The organism is Pseudorhodobacter sp. W20_MBD10_FR17, assembly GCF_052119765.1.
GTDB lineage: Bacteria > Pseudomonadota > Alphaproteobacteria > Rhodobacterales > Rhodobacteraceae > Pseudorhodobacter.
This window is the reverse complement of record NZ_JBGQOQ010000012.1, coordinates 52,142-70,352: the sequence shown is the minus strand read 5'-3', so window position 1 is coordinate 70,352 and position 18,211 is coordinate 52,142. Positions and strand designations below refer to the sequence as shown.

Here is an 18,211-nt window from a genome sequence, read left to right as displayed (position 1 = left end):
TGAAACACACAATCATAGGCTGCAGCACAAAACTAGCCTAGCTTTTTAAGCGTTGCGATGTAAAAGCCGTCGCCACCATCAAGCGGCGTGAAAGCACGTTGCGAGATCAAAGCCCACCCAGGGGACTTGGCCAAAAACGCGTTAATCTGATCTTCATTTTCAAGCTGCAAAAGGGAGCATGTCGCATAGGAAAGGTAGCCATTCTTTGACACCAATGCACTGGCCTTGGCCAAAACATCCGCCTGTATATCACACAGAGCGGTCAACCGATCCGGGGTCAGCGCCCATTTTGCTTCGGGCGCGCGCCGCCAGCTTCCAGAACCCGAGCACGGAGCATCAGCAAAAACTAAATCAAACTGCCCGGCTTTGGGCAATGTAGAGGATGCCAATATGTCAACAGAAACCCCCGCCCGTTTGGCCCTGACAGGCAAATCTTTCATGCGAGCAGGCGCAATATCATGGGCAAAATAGCGTGCTGCGCACAGCCCAGCCATCGCAAGCACCTTACCACCGCCGCCAGCGCAATAATCCAATACGCGTGCATCCTTTGAAAGGGGCAACATTTCAACAATCGCCTGAGACGCCACATCTTGCAATTCAACAAGACCCGTCTGGAATGCCGTTGAGTTTTGGACTTTTCGAGGGTTTTCCGTCGCTTCAAGCGCAGTTTTGGCCAATGTATTCGGGCGCGTGGCAATGCCCTCTTTGGCCAATGACTGCGCACCGGCCTCCAACGTTGTTAAGCGCAGATTTACGCGCAGAAAAACAGGCGCGCGAGATTGAAGCTGTCGCAGGATTGGCGCAAAATTCGCACCAAGCGAGCGTTGCAATTCGGGTGCCAGCCAGTCAGGGCAATCCAGCGCGGCAAAGCCTGAAGGCGCCGCACGCGCCGCCGCCTCATCCAAGGTCAACGCGGCAGGCGCATAGCCCGTGCTCGAAAAAACAGTCTCGGGCGCAACACCTGCACTGCGCAATGCACCAAGTATAAGCCCGCGCCCGGTTTCTGCCCCGCCAAGGCAAGCAAATGACCGTTTGCACCGCAGCACATCAAACACGATGTCTCGCAGTGCATACCGGTCACCCGACCCGGCAAACCGATTGGAGCGCGCCCAATTGGTCAGCGCCTTTTCCGCCGCCGTCCCCGCCAACATTTTGTCAAGGATTTCAATAGCGGCGGCATAGCGGGCTGCGGGCGTCATAGGTTAACCGATCCGGTAGTTCGGGCTTTCGCGGGTGATCTGTACGTCATGCACATGGCTTTCCTTTAGCCCGGCACCCGTGATTTTTACGAATGTGCAGTTTTTGCGCATCTCGGCGACTGTACCGTTGCCGGTATAGCCCATCGCAGCCCGCAAACCGCCTACCAACTGGTGGACCACAGCCGCAGCCGAGCCTTTGTACGGCACTTGGCCTTCAATCCCTTCGGGGACCAACTTGTCACTGGCGGCATCTTTTTGGAAATATCGATCGGCCGAACCGCGGGCCATAGCACCAAGGCTGCCCATGCCGCGATAGGATTTGAACGAGCGGCCCTGATACAAAATCACCTCACCCGGCGACTCGTCGGTGCCTGCAATAGCAGAGCCGACCATGGCACAAGACGCACCCGCCGCAATCGCCTTGGCAAAATCGCCCGAATATTTGATACCGCCATCCGCGATAATTGGCACATTCCCCGCCGCCGAAGCCGCGTCCATAATCGCCGTCAACTGCGGTACGCCCACGCCTGCGACAATCCGTGTGGTACAGATCGACCCAGGGCCAATGCCCACCTTAACCGCGTCCGCACCCGCACCAATCAGCGCACGTGTCGCTTCGGCAGTAGCCACGTTGCCCGCCACCACTTGAACCGCGTTCGAGAGGGCCTTGATCCGTTCAACCGCGCGCGCAACACCTTCGGAATGGCCATGCGCCGTATCAATCACCACCATATCGACGCCAGCATCGATCAGCGCCATCGAGCGTTCAAAGCCTGCATCCCCCACGGTCGACGCCGCAGCAACGCGTAAACGACCCAGCTCATCCTTGCAGGCATGCGGGTTCAGCACCGATTGCTCGGTATCTTTCAACGTCAAAAGGCCGGTCAGCTTGCCTTTGCCATCGGTGATCAGCAGCTTTTCAATCCGCCGTGCTTTCATCAGCGAAATCGCAGCTTGTCGATCGGCTGGCTCATTCAAAATGGCAAGATTATCGCTTGTCATCATCACTTTAACCGGCGTGCGGTCATCGGATGCAAAGCGCATATCGCGGTTGGTCACAATGCCAACCACACGGCCCGTTGCGTCCACCACCGGAAAACCGGTGACGTTATAGCGGGCCTGCAAGGCCTTGGCATCGGCCAGCGTTTGATCGGGTGTCAGGGTGATCGGACTATAAACGATGCCAGACTCAAACCGCTTTACCCGCCGCACTTCTTGCGCCTGTTGTTCAAGCGTCAGGTTGCGGTGCACTACGCCGATGCCGCCAGCCTGCGCCATGGCAATCGCCATGCGGCCTTCGGTAACTGTGTCCATCGCCGAAGACAGCAGCGGAATGTTCATCCGAATGGATTGGGTGACAAATGTAGACGTATCGGCATCGGATGGCAGCACCGAGCTGGCAGCCGGAATAAGCAGAACGTCATCGAAAGTGAGAGCCTCGCGAATCTCCATGGGGTACCTCCGTGGGAGCGGTCGTTTGGCGGTTTGCTGTTTCACGCATAGGGCGGGAAAGCAACCCCAAATGCGGGGTTGATCGCCCCTTACCCGCCGCTTTAGGCCGTGGCTGCGTTGGTTTTGGCCGCCAAAGACCCTTTGGTCCACGCCTGCAAAACCTTTAACGCGATCGTTGGCACGACTCCGATCGCCGCAAACAGGCATACCGTACCCAGCCAAACCCAAGGGCTATGCGCCCCCTTCATGGCCCCCAGCAGCATCAAAAGGCTGGCATAGGCGGCAAGCGGAAAGGTGAACGCCCCCCACAGCGCCGAAAATCCTGCTTGCGTGATCCAGCGTCCTGCCGCGACCATCGCAAGGAGGATAAGGCCGCCCAGCACCGCAAACCCCATAGCGACCTGTGGCATCCCCAGTAGCAGCGCCACTGACCCCAACAGCGCGGCAGGCGACAAATGGATGGCCAGCAAAGGCCGCAGCGGCGCTGGTGGAATGCGCTTGATCAATTGCACAAGGCTAACCGCCCAAATGCCTGCGGCCATAAGGGCCGTTCCCCAAAAAATCATTTGCGCCAGCGCCGTATAGCCCAAAGGCGCAAGCGTCAGCGCCCCGATGATGAACCCTACAAAGTTCAAATGCCAAACCGGGGTGACCTGCCGCCCCTCAGCTGGACCTTTCGCCAAAGCGGCGATGATCAAACCGGCCAGAACCGTATGCAAAACCAACCCCAAAAGCGCAAGCCCCAAGGCCACACCCAGCGCATAGGGTAAAATCGTTGCGGCAAGCAAGAACAGCCCCAATGACATCGCGGCAAGCCCTGCACGGCCAGGCAAAATCGCCAAGTCGTCCATTATCACTGCCGGACGCTGTGACAGCTTGGCCAGATACCCCAGTGTCGCAAACACCCACAGCAGGCTGATTGCGCCCAAGGCAATTTCGGCGATGGCCACCGGATAGCCGATCACATCTGCCCCACGCCGCAGCGCAAGCCCCAAACCAAACAGACCCATGATCGCAGGAAACACCGCAGGCGGCATGCGTTGAAAGGCGCGCAATTTGACGGGCGGAAATTGTGGAGCGGGAAAAATAGGCGGGCGTTTCATCGGGAATCCTTCATGCTTTCCTGTCTCTTACTACGGCCTATCGTTAGGGGCATCGCGACGCGTTGTCACCTGCCCACGTTCACGGCAGTACAAGGCAAGTGGCCCCCGCAGTCACCACACCTGCCCCCGTGCCCAGTTTAAACCGCGCAAGGCTTGCCCCACTTTCGCTGTTCACATCGCCCAGATCAATCGCCTCTACCCCACGCGCGCGCAATGCCAGCGCCGCCTCCCACAGCATCGGACCATGCGCAAAGCTGGCACGGGCCGTTTGGTTGGCCCAGCCCAGAAAGTAAGTTGCATGTTGGTTATGGATCAAAAACACCATGCCTGCTTGCAATGCGCCGCCGGAATGCCAGCCTATCGCCAGCGTGCCGCCCAACCAATCCAAGGCGACCGCACCAGGAAGGTTCTTATAGCTGCGATAGCTACGCTGGGCTGCCTCATGCGCAATCAAGCCTTGCAGGGCCTGACGCGGCAAAGGCTTGGGCTTTACCACCTCTTCAGCCCGCAGCAACCGGTTGCGCCATTTGCCTTGCAGGGTTTGGCGCAACTGGGCGGGCGGCATGTTAATATGCCAAATGGCATAGGATTTCGGCGTGATCAGCGGGATAAACCCCATACCCGCGACGGGCTCATTCGGGGTTATGATGCAAGCCCCTGCATACCAAGCTAAACGGTGCAGCACCCGCCGCTTTTGCGCAGACTCCACAGGTGTCAGCCAAACCGGCCCTTGCCCGATCACCCGCAATCCGCGCCGTTGCAAGACTTGTGCGGCGGCAATCGCCTTGCCACCGTCCGATACAACAGCCCGCCCGACAGACGCCGCCAAACCCTGCATCGCCACGCCAAAGCCCCAATCCTGCCGCAGCGCAGGCGTTGGCAGGCCCGCCAACCGCGCCTGCCAACCTTGTTCGCAATCGTCATCCCATTGAATATCCATGCCCCTGTTAAGGCATTCGAAACCTAAATGGCCCATTAAGATACGAGGCCGTCAATAAAGATATTCAGCCCTCAAAGGAATAAAAGCATCAAACACATACCCGAGCCACGCTACACCATATGGGTGCCCGTTCTTTTATGCGCGCTGCTCTGCACGGTCTTCCTCAGGCTTATCGCCTTGTTTTAAGCCCGATAGTGTTCAGGCCCGATACAGCAGCGACAGCCCGTTATGAAACATATGCACCTTTTTGGGGTCGGCCGTTAGTGCAACTTGGCTGCGGCGCAGCCCAGAATGGATGCCCGGCAATTTGCCGACAACCGCATGCGCATCGCCTTGGCGTTTAAAATACAACAAGGTCACCTCGCCCAAAGCTTCGGTAAACTCGACCTCGCCGGTGAAAATCGGATCGTGATCTGTGGCAACCAAATCCTCGGGCCGCACACCGATGTTCACTTTCATCCCCAAATCCGCTGTCAGCGTTGGAATGCTTGAACGTGCCATGCCGCCGCCCTCCAGCTTGACCAGCGTTTGCGCGCCCGTCTCGACCACTTCCCCCGCCAAAAGGTTCATCGCGGGTGAGCCGATGAACTGCGCCACAAACTCGTTCTGCGGGCGTTCATACAGATCAAGCGGCGTGCCAACTTGGCTAATCCCGCCGCCCGCCAGCACCACAATCCGGCTGGCCAGCGTCATCGCCTCAACCTGATCATGGGTCACATAGATCATCGTGCGGTCGGCCATTTGCTCTTTGAGCTGGGCAATTTCAATCCGTGTGGCGACGCGTAGGGCGGCGTCCAAATTCGACAGCGGCTCATCAAACAAATAGACCTTGGGATCGCGTACGATCGACCGACCAATCGCCACCCGCTGCCGCTGCCCGCCTGAAAGCGCCTTGGGCAAACGGTCCAGATAGGGCGTTAGCTGCAAAATATCGGCAGCTTTGTTCACCGCCGCTGCAATCTCGGCCTTGGTTTTCTTGGCGATTTTCAGCGCAAATTCCATGTTTTCGCGCACTGTCATGTGCGGATACAGCGCATAGGATTGGAACACCATCGCAATACCACGCTGCGCAGGCGGCACATCATTCACCACTTGGCCGTCAATTTCCAGCGTGCCGCCAGTGATGCGTTCCAGCCCCGCAATCATCCGAAGCAGCGTGGATTTGCCACAACCTGACGGCCCAACAAACACGATCAACTCACCCTGTTTTATATCAAGATTGATGTTGGCCAGAACCTTGACCTCGCCGTAAGCCTTTTCAACATTCGTTAGCTTTAGATCCGCCATGATGCTCCCCCTCCCTCAAACCTCACTGCTTGATTGCGAGGCAAAACTGCCACGCCGCCAAAGTGACAACTGGCGCTAGCGCCTCTGCGCCATCACCCAATCTGCGCCAACTGCCGTCCGGCAACGTGACCGAAACAGGGGCATCGCCAAGGTTGAACGCGCAGAAAATCTCTTCGTCCTCACCTTGGCGGGTAAAGCACAGCAAATCGCCATCGGCGGTCAAATCACGCTGCTCGCCACTGCGCAAAGCCTTGTGGTTATGACGCAAGGCAAGGGCGGTTTGGTACTGCGCGAACAAGCTATTCGGGGCTTTGGCACCCGCGCCCACATGGCGCAAATGCTCGGCCGGAACCGGCAGCCAAGGCTTGCCCGTCGTGAACCCGCCGGTCTGATTATCGGCCTGCCACACCATCGGCGTGCGGCAGCCATCGCGGCCCTTAAACTCGGGCCAAAACTCGATGCCATAGGGGTCTTGCAGGTCTTCAAAGGCGATTTCAGCCTCGGGCAGGCCCAATTCCTCGCCCTGATACAGACAGGCCGAACCGCGCAGACACATCAGCAACGTCGCGTAAGTCTTGGCCGCATCAGGGGAAAGCCCCCAGCGCGTGATATGGCGGACCACGTCATGGTTGGAAAACGCCCAGCAGGCCCAGCCATCGGGCGCGGCGGCATCCAGCGCCGTGAACGTATCCACCACACGCGCAGGCGTTAGGCGTTGCGGCGACAAAAACTCAAACGCATAGCACATCTGCATCCGGTCATCGCCCTTGGTGTAATCACCAAGGATTTCCATCCCGCGCTGGGCATCGCCCACCTCACCCACAGCCGCTGCGTTATAAGGCTTCATCACCGCGCGCAGCTTTTTCAGGAACTCGACGTTTTCCGGTTGGCTTTTATCGAATAGGTGCATCTGGTGGTTATAGGGGTTCACGGCAGGCGCGGTATCGGCGTTGCGCTGTTCCGGCGGCAGGCCGGGGTTGTCGCGCAGGTATTTATCATGGGTGTAGAAGTTAATGGTATCAAGGCGGAAGCCATCAACGCCGCGGTCCAACCAAAACCGTGCCACATCCAGTAGTGCCGTTTGCACCTGCGGTTCGTGAAAATTCAGATCGGGCTGCGAGGTCAGGAAATTGTGCAAGAAATACTGCTCGCGCCGCGCATCCCATTGCCACGCCGAGCCGCCAAAGATCGACAGCCAGTTTGTTGGCGGTGTGCCGTCCATTTTAGGGTCGGCCCAGACATACCAATTGGCCCGGTCATTCGTGTGGCTGGCGCGGCTTTCCTTGAACCAAGGGTGCTGATCTGACGTGTGCGACAACACCAAGTCGATCATCACCCGCAGGCCCAAATCATGCGCTGTTGCGATCACCGCATCAAAATCGGCGAGTGACCCGAACATCGGGTCGACATCGCAATAATCAGACACGTCATAGCCGAAATCCTTCATCGGCGAGGTGAAAAACGGGCTGATCCAAACCGCATCGGCCCCCAGCTCGGCGATATGCGGCAGGCGCTGCACTATGCCCGCAAGGTCGCCAATGCCATCGCCATTGCTATCTTGGAAACTGCGCGGATAGATCTGATAGATCACAGCCCCGCGCCACCAATCCTTATCCTGCGCCCAAGCAGCCGCATCTTTTTTTACCATTCCCATGGGTCTTTCCTTATTTAACGGATCCGGCCAGTAGGCCACGGACCAAGTATTTCTGCATTGCAAAGAACACGACCAGCGGCACCGCAATAGTGACAAAAGCCGAGGTTGCAAGTATTTCCCAATCGCCGCCGCGCGACCCCATCAGGTTTTTCAACTGTCCCGTCATCACCAGCTGATCGGCCGAGTTGCCAAGGAACACAAGGGCGACCAAAAGGTCATTCCACGTCCAGAGAAACTGAAAGATCGCAAAGGATGCCAGCGCCGGAAACGACAGCGGCAAGATGATTTTCAGGAAAATCTGAAAATCGGTCGCGCCATCGACCCGCGCGCTTTCAATAATCTCACGCGGCAGGCCAATCATATAGTTGCGCAGCAGATAGATCGCCAAAGGCAGGCCAAAGCCGGTATGGGCGAACCAAATCCCGATATAGCTTTTGCCAATGCCGATTTCATTATGCAGCTTTAACAAAGGGATAAGTGCCAGTTGCAGTGGCACAACCAACAGGCCCACCACGGTCGCCACAATCAACGCACGGCCCGGAAACTCCATCCACGCCAGCGCATAGGCGGCGAAGGCGGCAACCAAGATAGGGATGATTGTTGCCGGAATGGAAACAGTCATCGTGTTCAGAAACGCCCGTCCCAGCCCTTCGCCGCCCAGCACACGGCCGTAGTTCTCAAAGGTAAACCGCGCCGGCGTGACCGAGGTTGCAAAAATCCGCATCCCCCGACTGCCTTCCATCGCGGTGGGCGAGGTGATGGTGAAATCGCCATTCGCCATGACCGTCACGGTCTCATTGTCATCCGTCACAACAGGCTCGCCCACAGCGTGCTCATCCGGCGCGCGGATCGAGGTGCCAAAGGCCGTCACCTTACCTGCGCCACCCTCAAAAATATTGCCCGAAAGCGTGTAAAGCCCGCCTTGCAGCACGGCGCTATCAGGGGCCGGCGCGCGGTATTGTACCGAGGCATGTGACGGAAACATCGCCTTCCACCAGCCCGAGGTGCTGATCTGATCGCGGTCGCGAAAGCTGGACACGAGCAGGCCAAAGGTTGGAAACGTCCACAGCAGCACCAGCGCCAGCGCCGTCAGGTTCACCGCCCATGTCAGCCGCGACTTTACGCCTACGATATTATCCATTAGCGGGCCTCCCGTGCGGCGTTGCGTATGTTCCAAATCATGATCGGCGTCACCATCAGCATGATCACGATGGCCGCAGTGGACGCGCGCCCCGTGTCATTACCGCGAAACATCCAGTCAAACATCAGGTTGGCCAGCACTTGCGTGCCCCATTGGCCATTGGTCATGGTCAGCACGATGTCAAAAACCTTTAGCACGGTGATGGTGATCGTCGTCCAGACCACCAAAATCGTCCCCCAGATTTGCGGTACTTTGATCTTCATAAAAATCTGAAACGGTGACGCGCCATCAAGGATCGACGCCTCGATCGTTTCTTCGGGGATACCGCGCAAAGCCGCCGACAAAATCACCATGGCAAAGCCGGTTTGGATCCAGACAAGCACGATCATCAGCAAGAAGGAATTGACAACAGGCGAGGTCAGCCACGTCTGCGGCTCGCCCCCGAAACCTGTCCAAATTGCATTTAGAATGCCGATCTGTTCCTGCCCTTCGGGGCGGTATTCATAGACCAACTTCCAGATCACAGCGGCCCCGACAAAGGAGATCGCCATTGGCATGAAAATCATCGCCTTGGCAAAGTTGCCCCAGCGAATGCGGTCGGTTACCGCCGCCGCCACGAGGCCAAAAAACGTAGATGCTGCGGGCACAAACACCAGCCACAGCACGTTATTCACCATACTTTCGCGAAACTTTACGTCATTGATAAGCCACACATAATTGGCCCCACCGACAAAGGTTTCACCCTGCGCATCCATGAACGACAAATAGATCGACACAAACACTGGATAGACCAAATACACGCACAGCAACAACAAAGCAGGCAGCATAAACAGCCACGGCCGGATCTGGTTTGCGCGGTTGATATTGGCACCCGCATTCGACCCTTTGGCCGGAAACATCCGGTCCAGCGCCATGTTCGATAGAAAAAAATAGCAAATACAGCCGAACACTCCGACCAAAATTGTAACAGCCGCCATCACGAATTGTTCCATGATGCCCCCCTATGCTTTGCCCATTTGAGCTTTGCCGTTTTGAAGTCTGTCTCACGCCACTCTGATCGACGGCGATACCCCTCGCCATGACGGCGAGGGGTATGTTTGGCAGCTTACTTAATGCTATCCCAAGTTTTCTGGATATCGGTCGCCACGACTGTGGCATCCTTACCGGCGGTATAATCGACCATGCCCGTCCAGAACACACCTGCGCCAATCGCACCCGGCATCAGATCGGACCCGTCAAAGCGGAACGTGTCGGCGTTCAGCAAAATGCCACCCATTTTTTTCAAGGTTGCATCGGCATAGGCCTCGGGGTTCACGCCTTTCATGGGCGTCAAAAAGCCCGATTGCGCCATCCAGATTTCATGCGCGATCGGTGTTTCCAGAAACTTCATGAAAGCCTGCGCAACAGGGCTGTCTTGGGTGATAACAAACAAGGTACCCGCGCCCAAAACCGGTTTTCCCAAATCCTTGTCGGCATACGCCGGCATGTAAAAGAAATCGGCATCCTGTCCAACAACAGTACCATCGGGGAAGAACGATGGAATGAAGCTGGCTTGGTGATGCATGTAGCACGCGGGCGGCGAGGTGAACAAACCTTTGGGGCTGTCGCGGAAATCGGTCGATCCGACCGCGCCTGCACCACCAGCGACGAACTTGTCATTGCGGGCGAACCAGCCGAAATCGTCAATCGCGGTGATGACTTTGGGGTCGTTGAATTTCAGATCATTGCTAACCCACGCGTCATAATCGGCGGGCGTGTTGTTGCGCAGCATCATGTCTTCGACCCAGTCGGTAGCAGGCCAGCCCGTGGCCGGACCCGAGCCCAAACCGATACACCAAGGGGTGCCACCATCGGCTGCGATTTGCTCGGTCAGCGCCTTCAGCTCCTCCATCGAGGTTGGCACTTTATAGCCGCCATCCTCAAAGTTTTCAGGCACATACCAAACCAGCGACTTTACATCGACCTTGTAAAAAAGACCGTAGAGCGCCTTGTTGCCATCAGGGCCAGCAAAAGTGGCCAGATCAACCCAAGACTGACCGGCAGCATAGTTATCCTTTACCCAAGCTTCTGTCTCCGTCGGCAAAGGCGTCAGCTTGCCACGCTTGGCAAGGTCGGCGGCAAGGCCCGGCTGCGGAATAACAGCGATACCAGGGGGCGAGCCTGCCTCAATATCAATCATCACGCGCTGCTCAAACCCGTCGCCGCCAGTGAACTCAACATCCGCGCCGGTCGCGGCCTCAAAATACGCGACCACACTTTCAAAAAGCTCTTTGTCAATGCCGCCCCACGACCCGTCGATCGTAAGCTTTTGGCCCTTCAAATCGGTCGATTTCAGCGCTTCAAAGCTGTCCCAATGGAATTTCGCATCCTCTCCGGGTGCAAATTTCAACTCTTGGGCTTGCGCCGCACCGGCCAGCAACGCAAACGCAGCGGCCCCCATCAGATAATTCGTTTTCATTTCTTCCTCCCGAAGAACACGCCTTGTGGCGATTTAGCATTTTGCGGCAGCAGAATCTCATTCTCAAACCGCTTTGGGAGTTTCAGCATCCGCGATAATCGCCAATGTGTCAATCATGACTTCTCCCACACAGCAGGAATTTAGCTTGTTTCACCAATCCGTCAACGACCAACATGCGAAAGTTAAGCTTTGACCTCACCGCCTCTTGCCGCTACGCTTCGCTGCACACCAAACCGCTTTGGGGCCAGAATGAACCTAAAAGACCTTTCTCAAAAGCTTGGGCTTTCGCCCACCACGGTCAGCCGTGCCTTAAACGGCTACCCCGAGGTCAATGAGGACACGCGCGCCAAGGTTGTAGCCGCTGCCGCCAAACACAACTATAAGCCTAATGCGCGTGCTATCCGTTTGGCAACAGGTCGTGCCATGGCGGTGGGTCACGTCATCCCGATTGAGGCACGGCATGAAATCGTAAACCCTATTTTCGCCGATTTTATTGCGGGCGCAGGGGAAAACTATTCCAAGGCCGGTTATGACCTTATTCTGTCTATCGTGCCCGATGGCGATGAGGCGCGGGTCTACCGTGAAATGAAGTCGCGCGGAAATGTCGATGGCGTTATCGTTCACTCGCCCAAACATGATGATTACCGCATCAAACTACTGCACGAGTTGGGCATGCCCTTTGTCGTGCATGGCCGTGCGACGGGGGCCGACCTGCCCTATTCTTGGGTCGATGTGAACAACCGCCGCGCCTTTTTGCGCGCGACCGAATTTTTGCTAGACCTTGGTCATCGCCGCATCGCTTTGGTCAACGGGCTAGAGTTTATGGATTTTGCCATTCGCCGTCGCAATGGCTATCTGGATGCGCTGCAAGGGCGCGGCATCACCGCCGACCCGCAGCTGATGCATTCGATTGAGATGACCGAGGGGCTTGGCTATCACGTCGTGCGCGATCTGCTGTCCCTGCCCGCGCCGCCGACTGCGCTGCTGCTGTCATCAATGATCATCGCGCTTGGCGCACGTCGCGCGATTACTGAGCGCGGGCTGGTTTTGGGCCGTGATATTTCAATCATCATCCATGATGACGACCTGAGCTATATGAAAAACGGCGAGGATGTTCCGATTTTTACCGCCACCCGTTCCTCGGTGCGCGAGGCCGGTCGCATCGCCGCCACCATGTTGCTGGAAACCATCGCTGCCCCCGCCCCCTCTCCTACCAACCGGCTGCTCGAGGCCGAATTGATCATCGGCCAATCCACTGGCCCCGCACCCCTCAGGTCATGAATATGCTGCCCAATCGTTCCGACTTCCCCAAGGATTTTATCTTTGGGGCCGCGACCTCTAGCTATCAGATTGAGGGCCACTCTTTCGGCTGCGCAGGCCGCACCCATTGGGATGATTTCGCCGCCACGCCGGGCAATGTGGTGCGGGCCGAAAATGGCGCGATTGGCTGTGACCATTATCACCGCTGGCCCGAGGATTTTGACCTGATGCAGGCGGCGGGGTTTGATGCCTACCGCTTTTCTGCCTCATGGGCGCGGGTCATGCCCGAGGGGCGCGGTGCCGTGAATGCCGAAGGCCTCGATTATTACGACCGTTTGGTTGATGGCATGTTGGAACGCGGGCTGAAACCTGCGGCGACTCTCTATCATTGGGAGCTGCCTTCGGCTCTGGCTGATCTGGGCGGCTGGCGCAACCGCGACATTGCCAATTGGTTCGCCGATTATACCATGGTGCTGATGGACCGGATCGGTGACAGGGTGTGGTCTGCTGCCCCGATAAATGAGCCGTGGTGTGTGGCGTGGCTGTCGCATTTTCTGGGCCACCACGCGCCGGGCTTGCGCGATATTCGCGCCACTGCACGCGCAATGCACCATGTAAACCTTGCGCATGGCCGCAGTATTGAGGTTATGCGCGGGCTTGGCATGCGCAATCTGGGGGCCGTGTGCAACATGGAATACGCCCAACCCGCCGATAACAGCGTTGAAGCTGCCGCCGCCGCCGACCTTTACGATGGCTATTATAACCGCTGGTTTATTGAGGCGATGTTCAAAGGCACCTACCCCGAAAACGTGCTAAAGGGCCTTGGCCCACATATGCCCGACGGCTGGCAAAACGACATGAACACCATCTCCACGCCAGTCGATTGGGTCGGTATCAACTATTACACCCGCAAGCTAATCGCGCCTGCCTCCGGCCCTTGGCCCGCGCTACAAGAGGTAGACGGCCCGTTGCCGAAAACCCAGATGGGTTGGGAGATCTACCCCGAAGGGTTGGAGTTTTTCCTGCGGCGCACGGCCGCAGAGTATTCCGGTGATTTGCCGATTTATGTCACCGAAAACGGCATGGCAAACCCTGATGTGCTGGCCGGCGGCGCGGTCGATGATACCGCGCGCATCGACTTTCTAGCCCAGCATCTGGGGGCGGTACGCCGCGCCGCGAATGATGGCGTGCCGGTACAGGGCTATTTCGCGTGGTCGCTGCTCGACAATTACGAATGGTCGCTGGGCTATGAAAAACGCTTTGGCTTGGTGCATGTCGATTTCGAAACCTTGCAGCGCACCCCCAAAGCATCCTATCACGCGCTAACCGCGGCGCTGTCGCGCCGCACATAACAGCAGCCCCTGAGACCCGGAGCAATTCTATGTCTATTTCTGCCGATCCTTGCCTGACCTTGGTCGCCGATATTGGCGGGACGAACACCCGTGTGGCACTGGCATCGGGCAAGCTGTTGCAAGAGAGTACAATCCGCCGCTTTCGTAACGCCGATTACCCCGGCCTTGAAACCATCCTGCGCGAGTTTCTGGACGGTCACGCAAACCTCAGCTGCCTTGGCACCTGCATCGCCGTCGCCGGGCCGGTGGCAAACGGCGTGGCCACAATGACCAACCTTGACTGGACGATTGATGAGCCGACGCTGTCGCGTGCCACAGGTGCGAAACATGTGGCATTGCTGAACGATCTTCAGGCGCAGGGCCATGCTTTGGGCCATATCGCGGCTGAAAACCTGCGGCCGGTTTTTGGCCAACCCTCCACCGATGCGCAGGCTGCAAAGTTGGTCATAGGGGTCGGCACGGGGTTCAACGCAGCACCGGTCCATGAAACGGCTTGTGGGCGGGTGGTTGCGGCCTCGGAATGCGGGCATGTAAATATGCCAGTGCGCAGCGAGGCCGACCTGCGGCTTGCCCGCTTTGTCGAAACCGCGCACGGGTTTCCGGGGGTCGAGGATGTCTTGTCGGGTCGCGGGTTGGAACGCCTGTTTGCCTTTGTCGCGAATGAGGCGGGCACCCCGACCGAACGCTCCGCCGCCGATATTATGGCAGGCATCGACCTTGGGGATGAGTCTAATCTCGCCACCGCTGCCGCCCGCCTGTTTGTGCGGATTTTGGGGGCCGAGGCCGGAAACCTTGCGCTGACCCACCTGCCGTTTGGCGGGGTTTACCTTTGTGGTGGCGTTTCGCGCGCGATTGCACCGCATCTAGAGGCCATGGGCTTTGAGGCCGCCTTCCGCGATAAAGGCCGCTTTGCAGGCTTTATGCAGAACTTTTCTGTTGCGGTAATTGAAGATGATTATGCGGCTTTGACGGGCTGTGCGGTCTATCTGGTACAGCAAACAGCCTAACCCATTTCCAAGTGCAGCCCTGCGCCTGCGTGCGCAGCGGTTGTCGCGGGTCTAAATGGCCCGCGACAACCGGACCGATTAGTACCACATATCCTGCACGCCCGCTTTTTTCGCGGCAACAAACTCTTCCAGCCCTTGGCGAATACCTGCATCCAGCGCAGGCGCCTCAAACTCTGCAAGGCGCTTTTTCCACAACACATTGGCGCGGGTTGCGGCGTCGGCTGATCCTGCCGCCTCCCATTTTTCAAACGGGTCGTTATCGGCAAGATCACTGTCCCAAAACGCGGTCTGATAATTGGCCATCGTATGGGCGCAGCCAAAGAAATGGTTGCCGGGCCCGACCTCTTTGAACGCATCCAGCGCCAGTTCGTTATCGTCGATCTTGATACCGTCAAGATAGCTGTGCAGCGCGCCGCACAGATCGGCGTCGAGCATGAATTTCTCATAAGACATCGACAACAGCCCATCAAGGAACCCCGCCGAATGCAGAATGAAATTCGCGCCGCAATGGATGGCCGAGAGCATCGACATTGTGCCTTCGGTCATCGCTTGGGCATCGGGCAGCTTAGAGGTGGTGAAATTGCCCGCACAGCGCAGCGGCAGGTTCAACCGCCGCGCAAGTTGGCCGATGACCATTGACCCGATCGCCGGTTCCGGCGTGCCAAACGTAGGCGAGCCCGAGCGCAATGACATCGAGCTGAGGAAATTGCCAAAAATCACTGGCGCGCCCTTGCGCTCCAACTGCGTCAGCGCACAGCCCGCCATGGTTTCGGCCAGACTTTGGGCAATCGCACCCGCACTGGTCACCGGCCCCATTGCGCCGCCAAGGATAAACGGCACAATCACCGCCGCTTGGTTCGCACTGGCATAGGCACGCAAAGCATTGGTCATCGTGCCATCCCAGACCAGCGGCGAATTGACGTTCACATTGCCAAGAATAACGCAGTTTTTATCAACAAAATCAGCACCAAAGGCAATGCGGGCCATATCGATACTATCCTCGGCCCGCGCCTCGGATGTGACCGACCCCATGAAAGGACGGTCGGATAGAGTAAGATGTGCCATGACCATATCAAGGTGGCGTTTGTTCACAGCAATATCGGTTGGCTCGCATATTGTTCCGCCCGAGTGGTGAAAATTGGGCGAGGATTGCGCGAGTTTGATGAAATTCTGGAAATCTTCAATCGTGCCAAAACGGCGCCCACGATCCAGATCCATCACAAAAGGCGACCCGTAAGCCGGCGAAAACACCACCGACTTTCCGCCAATTTCAACCGAGTTGGCAGGGTTGCGGGCGTGTTGGGTAAACTGGCTGGGGGCAGATTTCAAAATCTCGCGCAGCATACCGGGGGGAAATTTAACCAGAAGCCCATCCACCCGCGCCCCCGCAGCTTTCCAGTGGTTCAAGGCGGTTTCATCATCACGAAACTCGATACCGACCTCGGCCAAAATACGGTCGGCGGTGGTCTCGATTTTGATCAGGTTTTCCTCAGACAGCACATCATAGGTGGGAATATTGCGGATAATATAGGGCCGCCCCATGCCGCCGCCCCGCGTGGCGCGTTGGGCTTGGCGGGCCTGACGGCCACTGCGCGCTGCTTTGACGTCTGTCATGTTCGCCCTCCCAATATGGCCCTTTTGGCGGGCTGTTATGGAAAGGCTAAACCTGCGGGCCGCCCAATGTCGCGGCAATTGGCGACATTGGGCGGCCAAATCGCGCCGTCAGGTTATGACGTTCGGCTCGGTGCGGCCTGTGTGTTGGTTGATGCAGGCCACCTCATGCGCGGCGGCAATGATCGGCGCAAGCGCCTCTTGCGGGTCAAGGTGCAGGCCATCGGGGCCGGGTTGATAGCGCTCAAGATAGACGCGCAGGGTGGCGCCTTCGGTGCCCGTTCCCGACAGCCGGTAGACGATACGGCTGTCATCGGCAAAGATAATGCGCACGCCTTGATTTTTGCTGACCGAACCATCGACGGGGTCGGTATAGGCGAAATCATCGGCCTTTGCGATTGTCATGCCTTGGGTTTGCGTGCCCGGCAGGGTTGTGAGTTTCGCACGCAGAGCAGCCATCATGGCATCGGCTTTTGCGGTTTCAATAGCCTCAAAATCATGGCGGCTGTAATAGTTACGGCCGTATTTGGCCCAATGCTCGGCCAGAATTTCCGCCACCGATTGGCCGCGCACAGCCAGAATATTCAGCCACAGCAGCACCGCCCAAAGGCCGTCTTTTTCGCGCACATGGTCAGAGCCAGTGCCAAAGCTTTCCTCGCCGCAGATTGTGCAACGGCCTGCATCCAGCAAGTTTCCAAAGAATTTCCAGCCGGTTGGGGTTTCGAAATGTTCCAACCCCATCGCCTTTGCCACACGATCGGCAGCTGCAGATGTTGGCATGGACCGCGCGATTCCCTTAAGGCCGCCCGCGTAACCGGGGGCCAGATGCGCATTAGCGGCCAGCACGGCAAGGCTGTCCGAGGGCGAAACATAGGCCCCGCGGCCGACGACCATGTTGCGGTCACCGTCGCCATCGGAGGCGGCACCGAAATCAGGGGCGCTGTCGCCCATCATCTCATCCATCAGCTCATGCGCCCAAGTCGGGTTTGGATCGGGGTGCATACCGCCGAAATCTGGCAAAGGCGTGCCGTGGGTGACCGTACCTTTGGCAGCCCCAAGGCGGTTTTCCAGAATTTCACGGGCATAGGGCCCAGTGACCGCACACATCGCATCAAAGCGCATGGTGAACCCATTGGCAAACCGGGCACGGATTGCGGGGAAATCAAACAGGCTTTCCATTAGCATGGCGTAATCGGCAACAGGGTCGACGATATGCACCAACATCGCCCCCAGTTGGGTTGTGCCGATAGTCCCAAGGTCGATATCAGCGGCATCCAGCGTTTTGTATTCGGAAATGGTTTTAGTCGCCGCAAACATCGCCTCGGTCGCACCTTCGGGTGCCGGCCCGCCGTTGGCCATGTTGAACTTGATGCCAAAGTCTTCATCAACGCCACCGGGGTTATGGCTGGCCGACAGAATAATGCCACCATCGGTTTTGTTCAGCCGGATCAAGTGGCTCGCGGCGGGGGTGGATAAAACACCGCCCTGCCCCACAATCGCCGCTTTGGCCCCTTGGGCCGCAGCCATGCGCAGGATGATCTGAACGGCCGTGTCATTGTAGAACCGCCCGTCTCCGCCAACGACGAACACCTTGCCCACAGCCCCACCAATGGCATCAAAGATCGCTTGGACAAAGTTTTCAAGGTAATGCGGCTGCATAAACACGCGGGTTTTCTTACGCAGGCCAGAGGTGCCGGGCTTTTGGCCCTCAAACGGGGTGGTTTGGACGGTGCGGATCATGGGTCGG

At 57.7% G+C, this 18,211-nt stretch carries 14 protein-coding genes; 3 read left to right on the top strand and 11 right to left on the bottom strand.

Going from position 1 to position 18,211, the window contains the following annotated elements; all coding sequences use genetic code 11:
* Positions 1-32: 32 nt before the first annotated feature.
* The 9 genes from ACEN2J_RS10250 to ACEN2J_RS10210 all read right to left on the bottom strand — a co-directional run bounded on the left by ACEN2J_RS10250 (position 33) and on the right by ACEN2J_RS10210 (position 11,234).
* On the bottom strand, positions 33-1,199 hold the full coding sequence (locus tag ACEN2J_RS10250; RefSeq protein ID WP_442105549.1) for an RsmB/NOP family class I SAM-dependent RNA methyltransferase: 1,167 nt from the start codon (positions 1,197-1,199) through the stop codon (positions 33-35).
* A 3-nt stretch (positions 1,200-1,202) separates the two neighbouring features.
* Positions 1,203-2,651, bottom strand: a complete 1,449-nt coding sequence (gene guaB, locus ACEN2J_RS10245; protein WP_442105547.1) for an IMP dehydrogenase — start codon at positions 2,649-2,651, stop codon at positions 1,203-1,205.
* A gap of 101 nt (positions 2,652-2,752) precedes the next feature.
* Positions 2,753-3,754 carry a tellurium resistance protein gene (locus ACEN2J_RS10240; RefSeq protein WP_442105545.1) on the bottom strand — a complete coding sequence of 334 codons (1,002 nt, stop codon included), beginning with the start codon at positions 3,752-3,754 and terminating at the stop codon, positions 2,753-2,755.
* Positions 3,755-3,833: 79 nt separating this feature from the next.
* Positions 3,834-4,694 carry a hypothetical protein gene (locus ACEN2J_RS10235; protein ID WP_442105543.1) on the bottom strand — a complete coding sequence of 287 codons (861 nt, stop codon included), beginning with the start codon at positions 4,692-4,694 and terminating at the stop codon, positions 3,834-3,836.
* Between the two features lie 198 nt (positions 4,695-4,892).
* A complete protein-coding gene (locus tag ACEN2J_RS10230) occupies positions 4,893-5,981 on the bottom strand; it encodes an ABC transporter ATP-binding protein (protein ID WP_442105541.1) in 1,089 nt (362 codons plus the stop codon).
* A 22-nt stretch (positions 5,982-6,003) separates the two neighbouring features.
* Positions 6,004-7,635, bottom strand: a complete 1,632-nt coding sequence (locus ACEN2J_RS10225) for an alpha-amylase family glycosyl hydrolase (protein WP_442105539.1) — start codon at positions 7,633-7,635, stop codon at positions 6,004-6,006.
* Between the two features lie 10 nt (positions 7,636-7,645).
* Positions 7,646-8,776 (bottom strand): carbohydrate ABC transporter permease, encoded by a 1,131-nt coding sequence (locus ACEN2J_RS10220; protein ID WP_442105537.1) that lies wholly within the window; start codon positions 8,774-8,776, stop codon positions 7,646-7,648.
* Positions 8,776-9,768: a carbohydrate ABC transporter permease gene (locus tag ACEN2J_RS10215; RefSeq protein WP_442105535.1), complete on the bottom strand. Its 993-nt coding sequence runs from the start codon at positions 9,766-9,768 to the stop codon at positions 8,776-8,778. The genes ACEN2J_RS10220 and ACEN2J_RS10215 overlap by 1 nt, the downstream gene beginning before the upstream one ends.
* Positions 9,769-9,881: 113 nt before the next feature.
* Positions 9,882-11,234 (bottom strand): ABC transporter substrate-binding protein, encoded by a 1,353-nt coding sequence (locus ACEN2J_RS10210; protein ID WP_442105533.1) that lies wholly within the window; start codon positions 11,232-11,234, stop codon positions 9,882-9,884.
* Positions 11,235-11,483: 249 nt separating this feature from the next.
* Here ACEN2J_RS10210 and ACEN2J_RS10205 point away from each other — a divergent pair, with 249 nt between their 5' ends.
* The 3 genes from ACEN2J_RS10205 to ACEN2J_RS10195 are packed head-to-tail and all read left to right on the top strand — an operon-like array spanning position 11,484 to position 14,853.
* Positions 11,484-12,515 carry a substrate-binding domain-containing protein gene (locus ACEN2J_RS10205; protein WP_442105531.1) on the top strand — a complete coding sequence of 344 codons (1,032 nt, stop codon included), beginning with the start codon at positions 11,484-11,486 and terminating at the stop codon, positions 12,513-12,515.
* A 2-nt stretch (positions 12,516-12,517) separates the two neighbouring features.
* The gene (locus ACEN2J_RS10200; protein WP_442105529.1) at positions 12,518-13,846 is read left to right on the top strand and encodes a GH1 family beta-glucosidase; all 1,329 of its coding nucleotides are present in this window, start codon (positions 12,518-12,520) and stop codon (positions 13,844-13,846) included.
* Positions 13,847-13,875: 29 nt separating this feature from the next.
* On the top strand, positions 13,876-14,853 hold the full coding sequence (locus tag ACEN2J_RS10195) for a glucokinase (protein WP_442105527.1): 978 nt from the start codon (positions 13,876-13,878) through the stop codon (positions 14,851-14,853).
* Between the two features lie 78 nt (positions 14,854-14,931).
* Here ACEN2J_RS10195 and ACEN2J_RS10190 read toward each other — a convergent pair whose 3' ends face one another.
* Together ACEN2J_RS10190 and ACEN2J_RS10185 are read right to left on the bottom strand one after the other, a co-directional pair.
* Complete coding sequence (locus tag ACEN2J_RS10190) at positions 14,932-16,467, bottom strand: trimethylamine methyltransferase family protein (RefSeq protein ID WP_442105525.1); 1,536 nt, start codon at positions 16,465-16,467, stop codon at positions 14,932-14,934.
* Between the two features lie 108 nt (positions 16,468-16,575).
* Positions 16,576-18,204, bottom strand: coding sequence for an alpha-D-glucose phosphate-specific phosphoglucomutase (locus ACEN2J_RS10185; RefSeq protein ID WP_442105524.1), 1,629 nt, complete (start codon positions 18,202-18,204; stop codon positions 16,576-16,578).
* Positions 18,205-18,211 lie beyond the last annotated feature (7 nt).